This is a genomic window from Rhizobium sp. Root708 (assembly GCF_001429725.1).
Lineage (GTDB): Bacteria > Pseudomonadota > Alphaproteobacteria > Rhizobiales > Rhizobiaceae > Rhizobium.
Genome location: NZ_LMHV01000016.1, coordinates 1 through 18,568, shown reverse-complemented (window position 1 = coordinate 18,568; position 18,568 = coordinate 1). Strand labels below are relative to the sequence as shown.

Annotated in this window: 15 protein-coding genes, 2 tRNA genes and 1 pseudogene; 7 read left to right on the top strand and 11 right to left on the bottom strand. The window is 58.2% G+C overall.

Annotation, left to right across the window (positions count from 1 at the left end; genetic code table 11):
• Positions 1-42: 42 nt before the first annotated feature.
• From ASE04_RS13530 to ASE04_RS13510, 5 genes and pseudogenes are all read right to left on the bottom strand, one after another.
• Positions 43-312, bottom strand: coding sequence for a DUF6894 family protein (locus ASE04_RS13530; RefSeq protein ID WP_056818032.1), 270 nt, complete (start codon positions 310-312; stop codon positions 43-45).
• Positions 313-591: 279 nt separating this feature from the next.
• A complete protein-coding gene (locus ASE04_RS13525) occupies positions 592-2,847 on the bottom strand; it encodes a glycosyltransferase family 4 protein (RefSeq protein WP_056818030.1) in 2,256 nt (751 codons plus the stop codon).
• Positions 2,844-6,080, bottom strand: coding sequence for a glycosyltransferase (locus ASE04_RS13520; protein WP_056818027.1), 3,237 nt, complete (start codon positions 6,078-6,080; stop codon positions 2,844-2,846). Before ASE04_RS13520 ends, ASE04_RS13525 begins: the two co-directional genes overlap by 4 nt.
• A 1-nt stretch (position 6,081) precedes the next feature.
• Positions 6,082-7,227 (bottom strand): annotated as a pseudogene (locus ASE04_RS13515) (glycosyltransferase); the annotation flags it as partial.
• A 45-nt stretch (positions 7,228-7,272) separates the two neighbouring features.
• Positions 7,273-8,430 carry a glycosyltransferase gene (locus ASE04_RS13510; protein WP_244490399.1) on the bottom strand — a complete coding sequence of 386 codons (1,158 nt, stop codon included), beginning with the start codon at positions 8,428-8,430 and terminating at the stop codon, positions 7,273-7,275.
• 538 nt (positions 8,431-8,968) lie between these two features.
• On the opposite strand from ASE04_RS13510, the gene ASE04_RS13505 reads away from it, so the two are divergent.
• The 4 genes from ASE04_RS13505 to ASE04_RS13490 all read left to right on the top strand — a co-directional run bounded on the left by ASE04_RS13505 (position 8,969) and on the right by ASE04_RS13490 (position 13,817).
• Positions 8,969-9,874, top strand: a complete 906-nt coding sequence (locus ASE04_RS13505) for a hypothetical protein (protein ID WP_056818023.1) — start codon at positions 8,969-8,971, stop codon at positions 9,872-9,874.
• A 201-nt stretch (positions 9,875-10,075) separates the two neighbouring features.
• On the top strand, positions 10,076-10,582 hold the full coding sequence (locus ASE04_RS13500) for a YciE/YciF ferroxidase family protein (RefSeq protein ID WP_056818020.1): 507 nt from the start codon (positions 10,076-10,078) through the stop codon (positions 10,580-10,582).
• 73 nt (positions 10,583-10,655) lie between these two features.
• Positions 10,656-12,803, top strand: coding sequence for a catalase C (gene catE, locus ASE04_RS13495; RefSeq protein WP_056818018.1), 2,148 nt, complete (start codon positions 10,656-10,658; stop codon positions 12,801-12,803).
• Positions 12,804-12,917: 114 nt separating this feature from the next.
• A complete protein-coding gene (locus tag ASE04_RS13490; protein WP_056818016.1) occupies positions 12,918-13,817 on the top strand; it encodes an adenylate/guanylate cyclase domain-containing protein in 900 nt (299 codons plus the stop codon).
• Positions 13,818-13,944: 127 nt separating this feature from the next.
• On the opposite strand, the gene ASE04_RS13485 is transcribed toward ASE04_RS13490, so the two are convergent.
• The 4 genes from ASE04_RS13485 to ASE04_RS29995 form a co-directional block, all read right to left on the bottom strand.
• Positions 13,945-14,559, bottom strand: a complete 615-nt coding sequence (locus ASE04_RS13485) for a general stress protein (RefSeq protein WP_056818015.1) — start codon at positions 14,557-14,559, stop codon at positions 13,945-13,947.
• A gap of 22 nt (positions 14,560-14,581) precedes the next feature.
• Positions 14,582-14,893, bottom strand: coding sequence for a PepSY domain-containing protein (locus tag ASE04_RS13480; RefSeq protein ID WP_056818013.1), 312 nt, complete (start codon positions 14,891-14,893; stop codon positions 14,582-14,584).
• A gap of 472 nt (positions 14,894-15,365) precedes the next feature.
• On the bottom strand, positions 15,366-15,674 hold the full coding sequence (locus ASE04_RS13470) for a hypothetical protein (protein WP_056818009.1): 309 nt from the start codon (positions 15,672-15,674) through the stop codon (positions 15,366-15,368).
• 113 nt (positions 15,675-15,787) lie between these two features.
• A complete protein-coding gene (locus tag ASE04_RS29995; protein WP_082597332.1) occupies positions 15,788-16,393 on the bottom strand; it encodes a BA14K family protein in 606 nt (201 codons plus the stop codon).
• A gap of 266 nt (positions 16,394-16,659) precedes the next feature.
• Between ASE04_RS29995 and ASE04_RS13465 the strand changes: the two genes are divergently transcribed.
• The 3 genes from ASE04_RS13465 (at position 16,660) to ASE04_RS13460 (ending at position 17,744) form a co-directional block, all read left to right on the top strand.
• Positions 16,660-16,881 (top strand): hypothetical protein, encoded by a 222-nt coding sequence (locus ASE04_RS13465; RefSeq protein WP_056818007.1) that lies wholly within the window; start codon positions 16,660-16,662, stop codon positions 16,879-16,881.
• The gene (locus ASE04_RS30675) at positions 16,878-17,072 is read left to right on the top strand and encodes a hypothetical protein (protein ID WP_156408779.1); all 195 of its coding nucleotides are present in this window, start codon (positions 16,878-16,880) and stop codon (positions 17,070-17,072) included. Before ASE04_RS13465 ends, ASE04_RS30675 begins: the two co-directional genes overlap by 4 nt.
• A gap of 234 nt (positions 17,073-17,306) precedes the next feature.
• Positions 17,307-17,744: a VOC family protein gene (locus ASE04_RS13460; RefSeq protein WP_056818078.1), complete on the top strand. Its 438-nt coding sequence runs from the start codon at positions 17,307-17,309 to the stop codon at positions 17,742-17,744.
• 399 nt (positions 17,745-18,143) lie between these two features.
• Here ASE04_RS13460 and ASE04_RS13455 read toward each other — a convergent pair.
• Positions 18,144-18,220: transfer RNA gene (locus ASE04_RS13455), tRNA-Met, on the bottom strand.
• Positions 18,221-18,243: 23 nt separating this feature from the next.
• A tRNA-Met gene (locus tag ASE04_RS13450) sits at positions 18,244-18,320 on the bottom strand.
• Positions 18,321-18,568: the final 248 nt, after the last annotated feature.

Genomic DNA, 18,568 nt, shown 5'->3' with positions numbered 1-18,568 from the left:
TGTCTGGAGGTTTTCGGGATGGCGGAATGGTGAGCCCGAACATCAGCCTTCCGATAGGGGCGAGGGGTGCGTGGGCACTGTTTTGTCGATTTCCTCAAGAATGAGTCTGATCTCCCGAACTGGCTTACGCTCGTGATCGAAGACTTCCACTGAGAGCATGTGATAATCGCCAAGTGGCAGGCCATCTGCCGCCATCTCCGCAAGGGCAGTGCGGCCCTCCTCTATCGCTGCTTCTGTGGTGTCAAATTCGTATGACATTTCAGTCGGCTGCACTCCATCGTGATCGACTAACTGAAAATAATACGTGGCCATTCCATGCTCCTCGGATGGAGCGTGCGGCGCCGCAACTCGCTCCCAATCGATGGCATAACCTCGATAAGCTGCCTATGTTCCACATCTGAGAGAATTGATGGATCATTTTGCCTTCTGCGGGGAAACGAGTGTTCCTGTACACCTAAAAAGCCCCAACGAAGCGAGGCGCGAATGCAGTATTCGAGCGAACTTCCAGCCATTTCGACGCCGAATTTCGTTTCAACGATCGTTCACAGTCGCGATCTTGCGTCCGACAGCTACCCGCGCGCATGACGGACGTCACGAAAAACGCAAGAACTGACGCTCCAAGGTGAGAGCGAAGGGCTCATCCGAAATGGACCTGAAGTTTGAGCCGACTGAAGCCGACAAAAGGCCGTTTTGACAGTCACGATCGTCGTCCCAGCCTGGATGGTTCAAGATCGGGTATAGGCAGACCCCCTCCAATGGCACACCGGCCGCGATAGCCGCTGACGCTTCCCCGGCTACGTACGCGATCCAGGAAGCTCGCCGATCGCCCTCGATACCTGTCTCGGCAATCAGCATCGGGCGACCGTAGCGCGCGTACGTCTCCGCAAGAATGTTTCGAAGCGGCTTGTACTGCCTGTGTCCGATATCGATCGGAGAACCTCCATGGATCCATTGATTGTTGAAGTAGTAGTTGAGGCCAATAATATCCAGATAATCGGGACGCCCGCCAATCTGTGGCCAGATCCTGCCTTCTATCAGATCCCAACCTTGAAATTGCGCAAGCCGGTGGCCCTCCGCGGCGCCCGCGTCCCAAGGGCGGACGGGATCAGCGACCACGTTGATAACCGGGTCGCAATGGACGAAACGGGCGCGGACATCGACGGCGCGAATGGCATCCATGGCCGCGATCGCGGCTCTTGCCAACTGGACCTTCAGTTCGAATCCACGGCGGCGGGCAAAAGGGTTCAAATAGGCCGCATCACCACCACCCCACGCGAAGAACGAGATCTCGTTTACGGGGCAGTAGAACGGGACAACGTCGGTTTCATCTTGCACGACCGCCGCACATGCTCCGGCAAATTTTGCGAAACGCTCGACAAACTTCGGAGACCAGATGTCCAGATCGTCGGGCCAACCATAATGGAGCAGGTCCCAAATCACCTGCGAGCCCGAGATTGACGCCGCCCTCAGCATCGAGCGCACGCTGGACCAATCGTAGCCGCCGGCCCTATCGATCAGATGCCATCGAAACCCGTCGCGGACGGTTCGTATGCCGAAATGCTGTAGCCGCAGATAATCCTGGTACGCATGGTTGTCGTGCTGTGTCGACTGAATAAGGTCTAGGCGACGCCCCTGCGGTTCGCCGTCCCGTTGGCGCAAACGGTGTGTCGAGCACTCGAAGCCGCCCTGTAGAAAAGACTTGAAAATCCTTTTGGGTTGACCAGCCTTCCGTTCCAGCAACACGTCGTAAAAAAGCGTCTCCCACAATGGAACGACTGCCGAGACACTATAGTTTTTCTCGACTTTTGATCGCAGTTGCCGCCCCAGGGAATTGCGTGCGCTCGGAGCGTCGATCAGGCGCTGGATACCCACCGCCACGGCGCCCGGATTTCCATGGGGAACCAGTATTCCGGAAACCCCGTCTTCGATTTGCTGCAGGACGCCATTGTCAGGCGTTGCGATCACCGGAAGAGATGCAGCGCCGGCTTCTGCGATCACATGCGGCATCCCCTCACCCTTGGAAAGCCAGACAAAGATGTCCATTCCTGACAGCAGGTCGGGGATATCTGCTCGGTCGCCCAGGAACGACAACGTCGCGCCAAGGCCCAGCGCGTTCGCAAGTTGACGAAGCGCAACAGCATACTCTGGATGGAAAGCATCGGGGCCGCCGATGACGACGAACCTGGCTTTAGGACAGCTCCGTTGGACGGAGGCCGCCGCATTGATGAAGTCCTCAACGTTCTTCTTGGGGTCAAGCCTTCCCACCCACCCGATCAGGATGTCGCTTTCATCAATTCCCAAGGATGATCGCACCGCGTCGCGTTGGCCCCCACCGAACTCGCGTAGATCGACCATGGACGGTATTTCGACCGCATGGTGTTGGCGTCCAGGCATTCTGGCTGCAGCCGCCTCCGTGATTGTGCGACACACACCCACGTACCGCGAAGTAAAGTGTTTTGGTCCCGCTTCAGCTTCGGAAATCAGTCCGCCGTGCTCGATGAGAGGCGGGCGCAGCTTCAACCGTTCCAGAGCGGGGTAGATGTCCGCAACGTTCTGGCATGAGACGAGAAGGTCATAGCCTGCCACCTTGTCTGCGAGGTACGAGACTGTGTCCTCGAACGAGAGGTCGTATGGCGCGGTGTCAACGTGGACTCCAAGAGCCTTGAGTTGCTGATGCGTCTGTTCCGGCATGCCAGCTTTACGGAAGCAGGCAACAACATCGATCTTGAACCGGTGAGGATCAAGATTAGCCGCGAGGAGACGAACCTCTGTTTCCTCCCCGCCGACCACGAGCCAAGCGAAGACGAACAGAATGCGCACGGGTGAATGATCTTGCTCGACCGTCATTGATCGGCCTCGAACACGACCTGAATAAAATCTGGCCGATTGTCGATCAGATTTCGTAGGAATGCGGGACCATCCGACATCGGTATGACCTGCGTAATCAGGTGTTCCCGGATCGACGGTCCATCGCAACGAAGAAGTTCGATGGTTTCTGCCGCCAGCCTGCGCCTATCCCAACTTGCAGCGAGGGATCGTGGCACCCTGTTGATCTGAGCGCATTTGATGCTCAAACCGTTGTGATGGAATTCCTCCCCGAGTCTAAGTTCGGGCGAACCACCTTGATAGAATGCCAGGTCCACGACAGTTCCCTGGGGACGCAGGGCTTTCATCGCGAGGTGGAGACTTTCGGGACTGGCTCTGGTCTGAAACACGATATCGGCGCCCCGCCCCATAGTCCCGTCGTGCCATCTTGCCTTGGCGTGCTGCCACGCGTCATCCTCGGTCATCGCGATCAGGCCCATAGCGCTGGCCTTGCCACGTCGGAACGGAGACGGATCGGTGATGACCACTTCGGAAGCGCCAGCCTTTCGAGCGAACAGGGCGGTCATGAATCCGACCGGCCCCGCCCCAGCGACGATTACGGGCCGCCCGGCGATACCAGATCCGAGTGATGCGACCTGGGATCCAAACATTTCCGCGTCAGCGTGAAGAATTCCGTTGGCAGCGATTGGACCCATCTGAGCGGCGAAGATCCCCAAGATAGGATCGATGTCGTCGGGAAAGGCGATGAGTGTTTCGTGGTAGGGGTCAGCCGTATGTCCGCTTTTATGACCAAAAGTCCCAGCGACAATCTGCCCCTCGAAAAACCCGGTGGTCTTGGATTCGGCGACCCTCGCCACTTCCATGTAGCCAAGAAAAGGAACGGGGTAATGAAGATCGGGCTCATTCCGCAAAAAGACACCCCGTCCGCCGTCAAAGCGAGAATGGAAGTAGGGGTTGGTATTCTTGAGGAAAGTCAGTTCTGTCCCGGCTGACAACCCCGTATACAGCGTCTCCAGCCTGACTTGGCCGTCCGGCGTCGGCCCCTCCTCATAATCGAACAGATAGGCTTCCGACGGGCCTTTCACACCAAGGGATCGAACAATCCGGTGACCATTTGGCAAGGTCGGGACATGATCTTCCGCGTGCTGAAATTGAAGCGGCGATAGGGCGTTTCGATCGAAACTCGCCGGCGGGAGCCTTACGGCTTCACCGCTCTTAGCCGACGCCATTACCGCGAGAGCAAGACGGTGGGTAACGAGCGCATCGCCGTAAGGACAACGAATGTTATTGGGACCGCCTCGGACGGCATCGATGAAATCCCTGTCTTCTCTCCAGACCGGGTCGCCTTCCGCCGCTCGCACTGGGCGACCGCGACCGACGTCCACCATGATTTCATGGTCGTTGAGCTCGATCGCCAGTTTGTCTGCGAAAATGTGAAGTCCGACACGATGGCTCCAGCCCAGCAAACAGGTCGAGGAGATGTTGGCTAGCACACCAGTATCGAAGGTCAGGTTGGCGGTCGTTACGGTCGGGACGTCAAGGCCAGGGTAATCCCCGCGGTCCATATGGCCTGTCCGCCCGTAAACCTCGGTGATTTCGCCGACCAGAAAACGGGCAAGATCGAGCAGATGAGTCGTTTGCTCGACCATCTGTCCGCCAGACTGCTCTTCTTTCCACCACCATTGGGGCGGTGGCGTTGAGTCTAGCCAGTATCCGGAGAGGAGCTGAGCTGGGTTGTCGCTAAGCAACCCGCGCGCCTCATCGACGGTGTCAAGATAGCGCCAGTGGTACCCCACACCAGTGATGAGGCCTGCTCTGTTCACCTTGTCCGCGATGTCTTCTGCAAGCCTGATGTCTCTTGTCAGCGGCTTCTCAACGAAAAACGGAATGCGGCGTTCAATTAAGTCGAACTCCGGTGGACCATGTGCAAACGGGGGTATGCAGATGTATGCTGCATCCAGCTCCTCAGCGTCCAGCATTTCCCGGTGTTCACGATAGGATTTGGCGCCGAAGCGGGAGGCGGCAGCATCCGCGCGATCAAGGTCCGGATCGGCGAAGGCAACAAGTTCGATGTCGTCAAAGCTCGCAAGGATGTTCAAGTGACGTTGAGCGATCCCGCCAACACCGATAAACCCGAGGCGTGTCTTCGTCATCCTGTGATCCTTCGAAAATTGATTGCTGACAATATGGCGACGGTAGACATCGACGGTCTCCCGCACCATCCGAGAGGCGGTGAACTGGCGCTCGAACCGTTCCAGCCCGGCCTCGCCAACAGCTTTGCGGCCATCGGCGTCCGTGAGCGCGCGGATGACGACCTCGGCAATTGACCGTGCGCTTCCAGGCTCGGCGAAATAGGCGTGGTCTTCCCCCAACGCCTCGACGCTCCCGCCAATGCGGGTCGCGACGACTGGCAATCCGGCCGACATGGCTTCCAGGACCGCTAGGGGAAGGCCTTCAAACTGCGATGGGAGAATGAAAACATCTGCCGCGTGCATCAGGTCAGCAACGTCGGTTCTTGCTCCTAGAAACAGCACGAGGGATTTCAGCCCGAGATCTTCTACGAGAGCTTCAAGATTGGACTGCTCTTCGCCGGCACCCACGAGCAGCAAGATGGCAGCCGGGACCGCCGCCAGGATCTCTGGAAAAGCTTTGATAAGAGAAGCGTGATCCTTTTGAGGGGTGAACCGCGCAACTGTCAGCAGGATGATCTTCCCCGCGATCCCGAGTTCTCCAGCTATTGAACCCGACCCACTTGTCGGCCTCATAGCCTGGACCCCGTTCCTGACGACGGTTATGCGCTCGCTGGATACGCCCTCTGCGAGATAGCTCGCCTTTGAGGCTTCGGAGACGGCAATATGATGGGAGATTGCGTCCGTTGCGGCGAGATAGCGCCGTTTCTGTTCCAGGTCAGTCAACAGATACGGGAGATGCTCGGTTCGGATAACCGGGATTTTGCAAGCGATACCAGCCGCCGCAAGTTCATGTCCTTCCCAGCCTATTCCAGCGTGAACATGCAAAAGGTCCGCGCCAGAACGTCGTAGCCAGTCTTCAAACTCCAAATCGTCCGCCGCCAACTTCACTTTCATGGCACTTCTGGCCGCTCGCGGGAGCAAGCCCGTGCGGTCGGATCCCATGACTGCAAACGTGACATCGAAGGCCTGTTGTAGGCCCTGTCCGAGGTCCAGCATATGTTCGCCCATACCCGACGGTTCAAGGCTGTCGGTCGCGATGACCACGCGCTTGGCGTCAGACATGGAGTTCTCGCGCGACAGCGCGTTCGACCAGGACTTTCATCCTCGCGAAAGTCTGATCCCACGATGACTGGGAAAGCTTTTCATCGATCACCGCGCGCCAAGTCGTGTCGGTTGAATCCATCCTGCATGCCTCGTCGCAGGCTTCGGCGAACTGCGTGGCTCCATCTACGAGAAAAACGCCCGGTATCTGGCCATAGCCCGATACAACATCCGCTATACGCGTGCTAACGACTGGAAGACCCGCCGCGAGATATTCAGGTGTCTTGGTAGGGCTTATATACCGGGTGGCATCGTTGTGCGCGAATGGCATCAGCGCTGCGTGCCAGCCGCTGAGATACGCCGGAAGCTCAAGGTAACTTTTCCGGCCAAGATAGTGGAGGTTTGCCCCTTGAGGCAGGTCCGCCGGCAAAATCTTTACCACAGGACCGACGAAAACAAACGAATAGTTTGGCCTCATTCGCGCGACGCTGGCCACCAGTTCCAGGTCGATTCGCTCGTCGATAACGCCGACATAGCCAAAGCGCGGCGAACCTATCGAGGCTTGATCCGCAGGCGCAGCATCGCAGACCCTGGCCGCGCTGAAATGCGCAACATCGACGCTTGAGGGAAAACAGTGGACGTTGGCGTGCCGGTCGTTTTTAGCCTCGAAGAGGCTTTTCCCTCCAGTGAATACCACGTCGGCGCGGCTCAAAAGCTCAGCCTCTGCGTGCTTGATCTCAGGTGGCGCAAATTTGAAATTCGCGAGTTCATCCATACAGTCGTAGACAACCGCTTGCGCGTCGACGTGACGCGCGAAGCCGTACATCAACGGCGTGTAGAACCACAGAACTGGCTTATTACTGCAAAACAAGGCGAGCACCTCGTCGAGCAATCGCGAAAGCGCTGTTTGACGTTCGCTGGCGGACCACCAGTGGGGCACGCGAGGTCTTATGGCCTTTACCGCTGTTCCCTCGAAGCAATGGACCTCGAAATACGCCAGATGGTGATCAGTCGGAATGAACTCTTCGAAGAAGACTACCGGACGATCGCAGGAAAATCTCTCCATCAGATGCTGGGGTCGCTGAACGACAAAATCCCAACGCAGGTGAGAAAAGCAAACTATCGGCGCGCGATGATCAATTGTCTTGAAAGCTGTCAGAAGATTCATGCGAGATCCCCACGCTATGTTGCGTTGGTGAACCTGCATTAGTCACTATAGTTCCTCGTTCGGGAAAATAAGCTGCCCTCTTGCGGTTGATTGGATAGCGCTTACTAGTTTCGCCATCGAAGACGGCCAGAGCCAGTTCTCGCAGACAGTCTTGCGAGGAGAAAAGGTATCCAGTCTCCCCATCATTTCAAGGATTCCCTGATCGAACTGGGCCCCGTGGACAGCCAGCCCAGTATCGCCAGTGATGTATTGAAGGCCGCAGGCGAGTTTTTCGTTAGCGAGTACTGGAATGCCGGCCAGCATGTACTCCGTGAGGATGGCCGGCGCTCCATCGTTCACGCCACACACGACCCCGATTTTCGATTGGTTCATGTAACGGTTGACTTCCTCGTAGCCTACGCCTGGCGGGCCGATGAATTCAACGTCAACTCCTAGTTCCGCTGTCCGAGACTTGAAAGCGTCGACCATTTCTCCGTAGCCGCAAATACAGAGGGCCCTGAGCGGCACGGGGATTTTTGCCAACGCCTCGAAGAGAACCTCGTGGCATTTATACGGCTGCGCGGCGGCCACATAGATGACGTCATAGATCTTCTCCAGTCCGAGTGGCCTGAACATGGTGTCGGACGCGAACTCAGGACCAAGTGGCAGCACCAGCGTTGCCATTCCGGGATGGATACGCTGCACCTCCTTGGACTGCCAGTCCGCACCCGTCAGGACAAGATCGAAATGTCGACTGACGTCAGGGGGTATCCGCAACGCCGGCGCGTCGATCGAATTGTAGATCTTAAAGCTGTCGCTGCAGGCGCGCATAATCTCCTCGTCGACGCCAAGCCCCCAAACGCACAAGATATCAGGGGCTCCGAAAGCCGCGACGTAGCCCAACATATCGTTCGAGGCGAACGGGGCTGCGGGGCCGTTCAGTCTGAATGCCTTGCGCCTCAGGAGGCCGATGTCCTCGTCTACCGAAACTGGCTCGGCGTCGCGGCTGTGAGTCCAAATCTCGGCGCTGTCGACAAGACCTGACCGCAAACAAGCAAGCGGGAGACGTTCTATATAGCTACCTGCTACATCGAATTTCTCATTTAGATCGACACCCAAACGGCGTCGCCCGATACCGCGCTCCACCCATCTGGCTTGAAAATCAACCGGCGACGGAAGTGTCACATCCTGGAAATGTCCTTCCTGGTAGTCACTGATGACCACCAGCCGCCGTTCGCCTCGGCCAGGAAACTTATCCATGATCCCTCGCCTTGGCGTCCGTGCCGCCAACAAAGACGAATTTGCAGAGCTATGGTGGTTTTTGGACCCTGCCGACATTTAGATGAACCATGTTATTGTGGGGAGCGGCGGAATAGCGCTGATCAACGATGGTCCGGCGACTAGGTTCCGAAAGACCAAAGGTATCCAAAATCGCCCCCCGCAGGATGGGGCTCCCGTCACCAACTTCTTGCCGCGCTGCGACGCCGGAAAAGGCCCCGCCCTTGAGGTAAGATAAGGTCGATGTAGCGCTGACGACGATACGAAAGACGTGAAGCTGCCCGTCCGTGGCAGGCCAGCCTTCGGGAACACTTCCGTTCACCACGGCTCCACACGGAACAACGGCCACGAATGCGCGTTCCCCTGCGGCATTACAACCAGCTTTACGGAGACATATCATGGGTCGCGGCATTCTACTCTGGCTTCTCGGTGTTCCATTGCCGATCATCATCCTTCTCGCTCTCTTCGTTCGATAGGTGCAAAGATGTCCTATTCAGAACCCGGCGCGGGAAGCGCTCTGCCGGTCGAATCCTCCAAACCCGCAACGTCATGGGGCCCCATAATCGGCGGCGCCGCAGCAGCAATCGGCACCAGTCTGATCTTGCTGCTGCTGGGCTCCGGTGTTGGCCTGACAATGGTCTCCCCGTGGTCGGGCGAAAGCAGCTCGGCTGCAACAGTCGGCATCACTGCAGCCTTATGGCTTGTCGTCGTGCAGTGGCTTTCATCCGCTCTCGGAGGATACCTCACGGGTCGACTGCGCACGAAATGGGCCGCAGTTCATACGAACGAGGTCTTCTTTCGGGACACCGCCCACGGTCTTATTAGCTGGGCAGTTGCAACCATTTTCGTTGCTGGTTTCTTGGCGTCGTCACTCACGACTTTGGCAGGGGCTGGGGCGACCGCTGCTGGTGCTGCCGTTGCTGGTGCAGGTGCCGCTGGCACCGCAGCGGTGTCGCAGACCTCACCGGACCTCTCGACGTCTTACTTCACCGACGCCCTGCTTCGTCCTGAGCGTGTGAGCGCGAATGCCGAGCGCAACGACGGCGCTGCTACTGCCGAAGTCTCCCGGATCCTTCTTCAGGGCGCCGTCAACGGACAGGTTCCAGACGGGGATAAGTCCTATATCGCAAACATCGTTTCGGCCCGCACCGGTATCTCGGAAGACGATGCACGTGCACGCGTGGATACAGTGCTGAAACAAATTGATGATGCCAAGGTTGCCGCACAGGCAGCCGCGGATAAGGCCCGGAAGGCCGCTGCGACAACGGCCCTGGTCGGTGCGATATCGTTGTTGATCGGCGCGTTCATCTCCTCGGTTGCTGCGGCGCTGGGCGGAAAACAACGTGACGACGAAGAAGATCTGCTCGCTGTCGACGTGCGGAAATTCTGAGGTTGGCAACCTAAGATCATGGCCCGGTGCGTCGGCGTTATCGTCGGCGCGCCGGGCCTTTTCGTTTTCTCTTCTCCGATTGCGTGCGACCGGAACAAACCACCCACACACAGGTTATCTCCCGTCTCCAACACACCGTAGGCGTGCGCTCTTGATGAGCATTCGCCTCGGATGAATAGGAACGCATCAACGGAGGATATGATGGCAACCACCAAGACACTGAATGACCTGTTTCTCGACACGCTCAAGGACATTTACTTTGCGGAAAAGCAGGTGCTGAAAGCTTTGCCGAAGATGGCCCGTGCCGCGCAGTCGGAAGAAGGCAAGGCTGGGTTTCTTCAGCATCGCGACGAGACACAAGGCCAGATCGACCGGCTGGAACAGGTCTTCGAACTGATCGGAAAACCTGCCCGTGGCAAGACTTGTGAAGCGATCCAGGGCATCCTCGCTGAAGGCGAGGAAATCATGGAAGAATACAAAGGATCGCCTGCCCTCGACGCCGGCCTGATTTCGTCGGCGCAGGCCGTCGAACATTATGAGATCGCCCGCTACGGCACGCTCATCGCTTGGGCCAAGCAGCTCGGCCTCAAGGATGCAGTGCCGCTCCTTCAGGCGACCCTGGCCGAAGAGGAGGCCACTGACAAGAAGCTAACGCAGCTCGCTCAAACGCAGGCAAACGCCAAGGGCCAGAGCCCGAAGGCTGCCTGAACAGCCGCTCAACCTGGGCCGCCCGTGTGGCGGCCCTTTGCATTTCCTTAATACCACCAAGGGGACAACGACCATGGCCAAGAGACCCGCAAAGTCAGCCTCGACGCCGTCGGAAGACAGCGTCACCATTCATGATCAGAAACTCCCCCGCGGCGCCGGAGGCGAACTCCATCAGTACGCCGAGGAGGGCCACGATGTCCTGACCACTTCTCAGGGCGCGCCGGTCGCCGACGACCAGAATTCCTTACGTGTCGGTCCGCGCGGACCGCTTCTCGTCGACGACTTCCATTTCCGTGAGAAGATCTTTCACTTCGATCACGAAAGGATTCCCGAACGGGTCGTTCATGCCCGTGGCTACGGCGCCCACGGCTTCTTCGAGACATACGAATCCTTGTCGGACATCACGCGCGCCGACGTCTTTCAGCGGGCAGGCGAGAAGACGCCGGTCTTTGTACGGTTCTCAACAGTGGCCGGCAACAAGGGCTCCGCCGATCTCGCGCGCGACGTCCGTGGCTTCGCCGTGAAAATGTACACGAAGGAAGGCAACTGGGACCTGGTCGGCAACAACATTCCGGTCTTCTTCATCCAGGATGCGATCAAGTTTCCGGACCTGGTCCACGCGGCAAAGCAGGAGCCAGATCGCGCCTTTCCGCAGGCCCAGACAGCGCACGACAATTTCTGGGACTTCATCAGCCTGACGCCCGAGAGCATGAACATGGTCATGTGGATCATGTCGGACCGAACGATTCCCCGATCGCTCCGCTTCATGGAGGGCTTCGGCGTCCATACCTTCCGCTTCGTCAATGCCGAAGATAAATCAACCTTCGTCAAGTTCCACTGGAAGCCGAAGCTGGGTCTCCAGTCCGTGGCCTGGAACGAGGCCGTCAAGATCAACGGCGCCGACCCGGACTTTCATCGTCGTGACCTCTGGAATTCGATCCAGTCCGGCAACTTCCCGGAATGGGAGCTTGCAGTGCAGCTCTTCGATCAGGACTTTGCAGACAGCTTCGAATTCGACGTTCTCGACCCGACGAAGATCATTCCAGAGGAAATCCTCCCGGTGCGGCCGATCGGCCGCCTGGTGCTCGACCGCATGCCGGACAACTTCTTCGCCGAGACCGAGCAGGTCGCGTTCATGACGCAGAATGTTCCTGATGGTATCGACTTCAGCAACGATCCGCTCCTCCAGGGACGTAACTTCTCCTATCTCGACACGCAGTTGAAACGCCTCGGCGGCCCGAACTTCACGCATTTGCCGATCAATGCCCCGAAGTGTCCCATGCACAATTTCCAGCAGGACGGGCACATGGCCATGCATAATCCTGTCGGCAGAACCAATTATCAGCCGAACTCGCATGGCGAAGGCCCAAGGGAGTCTCCGACGCGGGGCTATCGACACTTTCCCGCCGAGGAACAGGGACAGAAGGTGCGGCTACGTCCCGAGAGCTTCTCCGATCACTACAGCCAGGCCCGTCAGTTCTTCATCAGCCAGACCGGGGCGGAACAACGCCACATCGCCATGGCGCTGACTTTCGAACTGAGCAAGGTCGAGACGTTAGCAATTCGCGAGAGGATGGTGTCGCACCTGTTGAACATCGACGAGACGCTGGCGACCACGGTTGCGCAGAAGCTGGGCTTCCAGTCGATGCCTGAGGCTGCGGACGCCGCGATACCGACGCGTCAGGATCTTGAAGCGTCCCCCGCACTCAGCATCGTGGAGCGGGGCCCCAAGCGTTTTGAAGGGCGCAAGCTCGGCGTTCTCATTGCTGATGGCGTCGATGCAAAGCTTTTGAAGGCTCTGACGAAAGCCGTAGTGGCAGAGAAGGCCGTGGTAGAGCTGATAGCCCCAAAGGTCGGCGGCGTGACGGGGGACGACGGGAGCTTGATCGAAGCGCACCACATGGTCGACGGCGGCCCGTCCGTACTGTTCGACGCGGTTGTCCTTCTGACCTCGCATCAGGCAATCGACGATCTCGTCAAGGAGGCAGCTGCCCGCGATTTCGTTGCCGACGCGTTCCAGCACTGCAAATATATCGGATACGATCAGTCTGCGCTGCCGCTCTTGGAAAAGGCCGGTATTTCCGGTCAGCTCGATGAAGGCACGATCCGATTGTCGGAAAGCAGGGACGTCGCGGCGTTCATCGAGCAGCTCGGCAAGCTGCGCGTCTGGGGTCGCGAACCTTCGGTGAAGCTTGGCAAGGCGTCGGCGCCTATAACCTAACGGCGGTTCGCTCGATCGCCTGTCGGCCGACCTGGCCAGGATAACACTGGGTCGGCCGCCTAATGCAAGAATGTCGGGCTGTTGAGCGGCCCGGAAACAACGATTGGACCGAGCTTGGAAGCACCGCCGCTACAACGAAAACTGGCAGCCATCCTCGCTGCCGACGTCGAGGGTTACTCACGCCTCATGCATGTCGATGAGGAGCGCACCCTCATGACGCTTACGAGCCACCGAGCAACCATCGACGCCCTCATTGAAGCAGCGGATGGCCAGATATTCGGGACCGCGGGCGACAGTGTTCTGGCCGAATTCCCGAGCGTGGTGCAGGCGTTCAATTGCGCGATTGCTATACAAATCGCCATCGGGCATGCCAACGAGGACGTACCGCCGGACCAACAAATGCGGTTTCGCATCGGGATCAACGTTGGCGACGTCATGGTCAAAAACGGAGACATCTTCGGCGACGGGGTGAACATAGCTGCCAGGCTCGAGGCTCTTGCCGACGCCGGCGGCATTTGCGTCACAAGAGGCGTGCGCGATCACATTCGCGATAGAGTCAGAGCAACGTTCGAAGACATGGGCGAGCAAAGCATCAAGAACATCGCGCGCCCGGTGAGAGCGTTTCGAGTGTTGTTTGACCCCGACTATGATGCCGAGTTGTCACCTTCATTCCAGACTGAACTTGAATCGGTAGACGACGCCTCAGGCCTTGTCGAGGATACCAAGGACCAAGCAATCGAGGTCGCGTTTTGGGAATCGATACGCGAGGACGATGATGGAACAGAGCTGCGGCTCTATCTCGAGCGCTATCCTCACGGATCCTTTGCGAATCTCGCTCGAGCGCGCCTTGATGGCAGCTTGAAACCCGCGGAGGACACGGCCGTCGAGGTTTCGTTTTGGGAGAGCGTGCGGGATAGCAGGGACGCGACGCTGATCGGGGCCTACCTGCAGCGCTATCCTTCGGGGGAGTTCACTACGCTCGCCAAGATCCTCATCGAAAGCTTGGACCGATGATCGGCAACTCCAACCGTCCTGTCTGAATGCTTCGCCGCCCCGCATGAGCGCCCGGTGAAGACCGGGCATTAAGATAGAAAAGCCCCGCATACAATGCGGGGCCTCTGATGTTTATCGTTGGTGCGCATTATAGACGGTTGACGCGATACCGGTCGCGCTCGGCGGCAATCTCCTCGTCCGTATAAGGATCCGCCGTGTCGTCGAAACGTGTCCAGCCCTGCTCTGCATAGCGCGAGCGACGCTCTGCGACATTCACCCGGCGCGAATTGTTTAGGATCGCCTCCGCGGATGCGCGATGGCCATCTTCCACACGAGCAGTCACGACGGATCCTCCGCGACGAATGCTCTCGGCATAGAAGTTGGCGTCGTCTTCCGGCACGCCGGATTCGACCATCGCCCCGACGATCCCACCGACGGCGCTGCCGGCAACGGCACCTGCGACCGCACCAGCCGCGGTGGCGGCAAGCCAACCTGCCGCAACGACGGGACCGACGCCAGGGATTGCAAGCAGGCCGAGGCCGGTCAGCAGGCCACCTGCCCCGCCCGCGATGGCACCGATGCCAGCACCAGCGCCGGCACCCTCGCCTGCCTTGTTACCCTGCCCTTCGACGTCGACATCGCCATTGGCCTTGTTGGTGACAATGCTGATGTCATCCGACGCCACACCTGCATTTTCAAGCGCCTTCACGGCCGCTTTGGCATCGTCGTAGCTGTCATAGAGTCCTGTGATCGTGGTCTTCATGGGAATTCCTCCGTTATCGTTCTTACTTGGCGAGCGTTACGTTGCCCTGGAAGTCCAGGGAGACGCTGCTGGGCTTCCCGTCTTTGGACGCCGTCGCGCGCCAAACACCTTGATCGTCGAGCTTCAATCCCGCTACATCCTTATAGCCGGCCTCTTCGATCCGGGACTTTGCCTGGTCTTCGGTGAAGCTGTTCTTGCCCGCGACCGGAGCGCCTGGATTGTGCTCAGTGTTGACCGCCGGCGTGGTCTGCGATGTGCTTGGAGTCTCGCTTTGCGCGAACGCTGCGGACGAAGCGAGAAGCAGACTTGCGGAGAGTATGACGACTTTTTTCATTGGTAGATCCTCCTATTGGGTGAATCAGAAACACGCAGAAAATGCATATGTTCCAATGATTTATTTATCTGGCCGCGTGTTGTAACTTGCCCTTTGCGCACTATGGCGCGGTGGGTTCGTAACTCGCCAGTTGAAAATCATCCGCACCGGATACGAACAACTTGGTCGCGAGCTGCTTGATGCCGAGCGTGTCAACGCCTCGAAGCTGCACGCAGCAAGACAACACCCAGCATCGTTTGTGGTTGCAGCATCTTCGGCACGCTGCTGCTATCGGCTACCGCCGGCTCGAGACCCATTTTTTTGAGAACGTCGCTGCCCGCACAACGAACGTCGACGTTCTGTCCGCCCTCACAAAACTCTCGGTGACGTCGAAGCCGCGTCTTGCAAGAACAAGCCAGCGCCTTGAAAGCTACGCTTGCGCGGGTGATCAGAATTCTGTGGACCGTCTCGTTCGGTTCGGCGCGCATCGCCGTCAAACGCTCGATACGCGCATCGCGCCGAAGTCTCCGAAAATTCGGTTGACCTTGGGAAGCTGGCGAGCGGCGATGTCGACGGAGACCTCGACGTCACCCGCGAGGGGCGCATCATCGCGGCTGGCATCGTCGTGCAATACCTCTCCGCCGGAGGGCCTCGATCCAGACGTGTTCTCCGCTGCAGCCGATTGGATGAAGATGTCCGGCCTCGAAATACCGAGCTGCTGCACCAAGTGCTCAACTGCGAGGTCTGCCGCTTCGCGCGTTTCGAAATTCGCGCGGATCGTGACGGTGGTGTCGTCTGCCATGACGGGTCTCCTGTGGTTCCGATGATGACGAAACTCGCAGAGCGCGCCGTTGTTACCAAAGTTTTTGAAGTCTTCTCAGCGAGGACAGATGCGCAACACTTCACTGCGTCGAGTTAGCGAAGCGCCATCTCGTCGCCGGACTTTGGTCCCAGGCAAGGTCGTCTTTGGCCGCCATACGGCTGGTAAGTGTTATCTGCAGGCCTATAGGATTGATAGCGGGCGGCGCACCAAGCCACCACGCCTTCCGATGTGAACGAAGATTTCGCTGCCTGACCCAGGTATTTATCCGAAGCCGATTGGCGGCTCTCGAACGGTGAGGAACAGCTTCTCATCTCACCGCTAAAAGACCTGTAGGTGTTCATGTTTGCGTTATAAGAACGATACCGGCTGGCACACCAATTAAGATGATCGGCAGAAAAGTCTGGCACGCCATCTGTAGCATTCATCGATACTTCAATATTCTGTTCCGCTGGTGACGCGGTTCTTGCAATGCGAGCAGGTGACGAAGCGTATGTCGACAGAACGGCCGGCAAACGCTCGAACGACTGAGCGGCGCGATCAATCTTCACGGGTGTGGTGGTCCACAATTCAGAGGCTCCAGGCGTCAGGCCTGCCGAACTCTCTGGCTCAGTGACAACGACAGAAGCCACGGACGCTACGCCCAGCGAGGCACCGACGGTGCAGGTTATTCCGAAAGCGAGAGTTACGATTGTCTTCATGACGTCCCCGAAACGTTAATACTTGTCGGGTGGATGAACGCTCGAAAACCTAAACCGTTCAAATTGGGCGATAAAAATCGCTATTGCCGAGACCGCAGATCGATTGACGGCCCCGTCCTGACCCCGAGAATTTGACTAGGCATGTCAAATTTAATGGCGGTCTCACGAATTGAGCGTAGATTGACCTCTATCGGCCTCAGTCTATGTGGGTAGTGGCCGCTTGGGAGTGCAATTTGCTTCTGCCGTTTTACCGGAGGAGTACCTTGATGTTGCTGTCCCTTATTTCATTGTCAGATGACGAGATCGAATCCGTGACGATGAGCGTCCGCGAATGGTGCCAACTGCGGCATTGCGATGTCGATAGCCCCGAGGGGCGCAGGGCCCTGACAAAAGTCATCGATCTAGTCCAGTCGAAGCGCAGCAAGGGCAGCTTGATCGCAGAGTTGTCCCAGCGTCTCGATCGCCCTTCGGACACGCACGTCGAATGAACGAGCGCCAATCCATAACCCACGCCGAGCGTCGCCAGAGATTTGACCAAACCCATCAGATCGCCACTGCGACCATTGATGCACAACGCGCCGCTCGCGAAGCTAAAACGGCACGCCTTCGCGCATTGCGACTGGCGAGCGAAACCGAAGCGGCGAACGAGCGAGCCGTCGAGGAAATTCATCAACGCTAGACCAGACGAATGCCAACGCCGGCCGATGAATCGTTCACCGGGCGAGACTGGCCGGTCGCAATCTAAAAAAACTCAGCGTGTGCCTGGCTTGTCGGCAAGGCTGTACGAGATAGCCTCGCTTAGTGGAAAGCCCGCGACTCAATCTCGAGTGAATCACTTTGAAAATCCGGAACGTACATGTCGGGGCAAACGGCTCGCCAACGTCCTAGTAGTAAAACGAAAGGAAATATGGACATGGCGCTCAAGCGGATGGACAACATCGGGATCGTTGTCGAAGACCTCGGAGTGACGATAGCTTTCTTCGAGGAGCTGGGCCTTGAGCTCGAAGGCCGTGCGATGATCGAGGGCGAGTGGGCGGGCCGCGTCACTGGACTGGGTGATCAGCACGTCGAGATCGCTATGATGCGCACCCCGGACGGGCACAGCCGGCTTGAGCTGTCCCGCTTCCTCAGGCCCGAGATCACCGCAGATCATCGAAACGCACCGGTGAATGCTCTAGGATATTTGCGTGCCATGTTCACCGTGGACGACGTCGAAGATACGGTCGCAAGGCTACGACGGCGCGGTGCGCAGCTTGTCGGCGAGGTCGTCCGGTATGAGGACAGTTATAAGCTCTGCTACATCCGGGGACCCGAAGGGCTTCTGATCGGGCTTGCCGAGGAACTCGGGTAGTCCCGCGGGGGTCGCCTCTGTAAGCGACCAGCAGTCATCCCCAATTCCCGACCACGCCAAGTTATCGAATGCTCGGCGTCACGTAGGAAGCGTAAGACGTCCCCTCAACAAGATTGCGGTATCCAGGAACAGCCGGGCGGCGCCCACAAGCAGTGCCAGATATGTGACAACCGTACCGAACCCAGTTTTAGGCCCGGCTGCGGACAGCATGCCCCTGCATGCAAAAAGCGGCCCTACGGCGAGGGCGAACGTCTGTGAGCGCCGCGGGGGATCGCAAGCCATCCGTCATGGCCCGGATTGCCTCAGGCGAGATCGACACGGAGCAGCAACGCCGAAAGCCCCTTAACGGGGCTTCTTGATGTGTGTTTGTGTGTGTTGTTTGTCTGTCTGTTTGTATTTTGGTTGCGGGGGCAGGATTTGAACCTGCGGCCTTCAGGTTATGAGCCTGACGAGCTACCGGGCTGCTCCACCCCGCGTCCAGCGCATTCGGCTTTGCNTTTGGTTGCGGGGGCAGGATTTGAACCTGCGGCCTTCAGGTTATGAGCCTGACGAGCTACCGGGCTGCTCCACCCCGCGTCCAGCGCATTCGGCTTTGCCGAATGGCGCGGCGGCGTAACCGCTTTGCGGTTATGCCTTCTGCCGGAGCAAAACCCTGTTGGGTTTTGTTCCGGTAAGGGACGCACCATATCCGGTGCACCACCATTTCATTTTGCTCTGCATTCCGGCCCTTTATAACACAAAAGGCCGCTTACGCGGCCCGATGTTTGTCGGCTTGGGCCGAGATTGTGATGAGAAGATTTGTTGTTGCGCTTGGCAGACCTGGC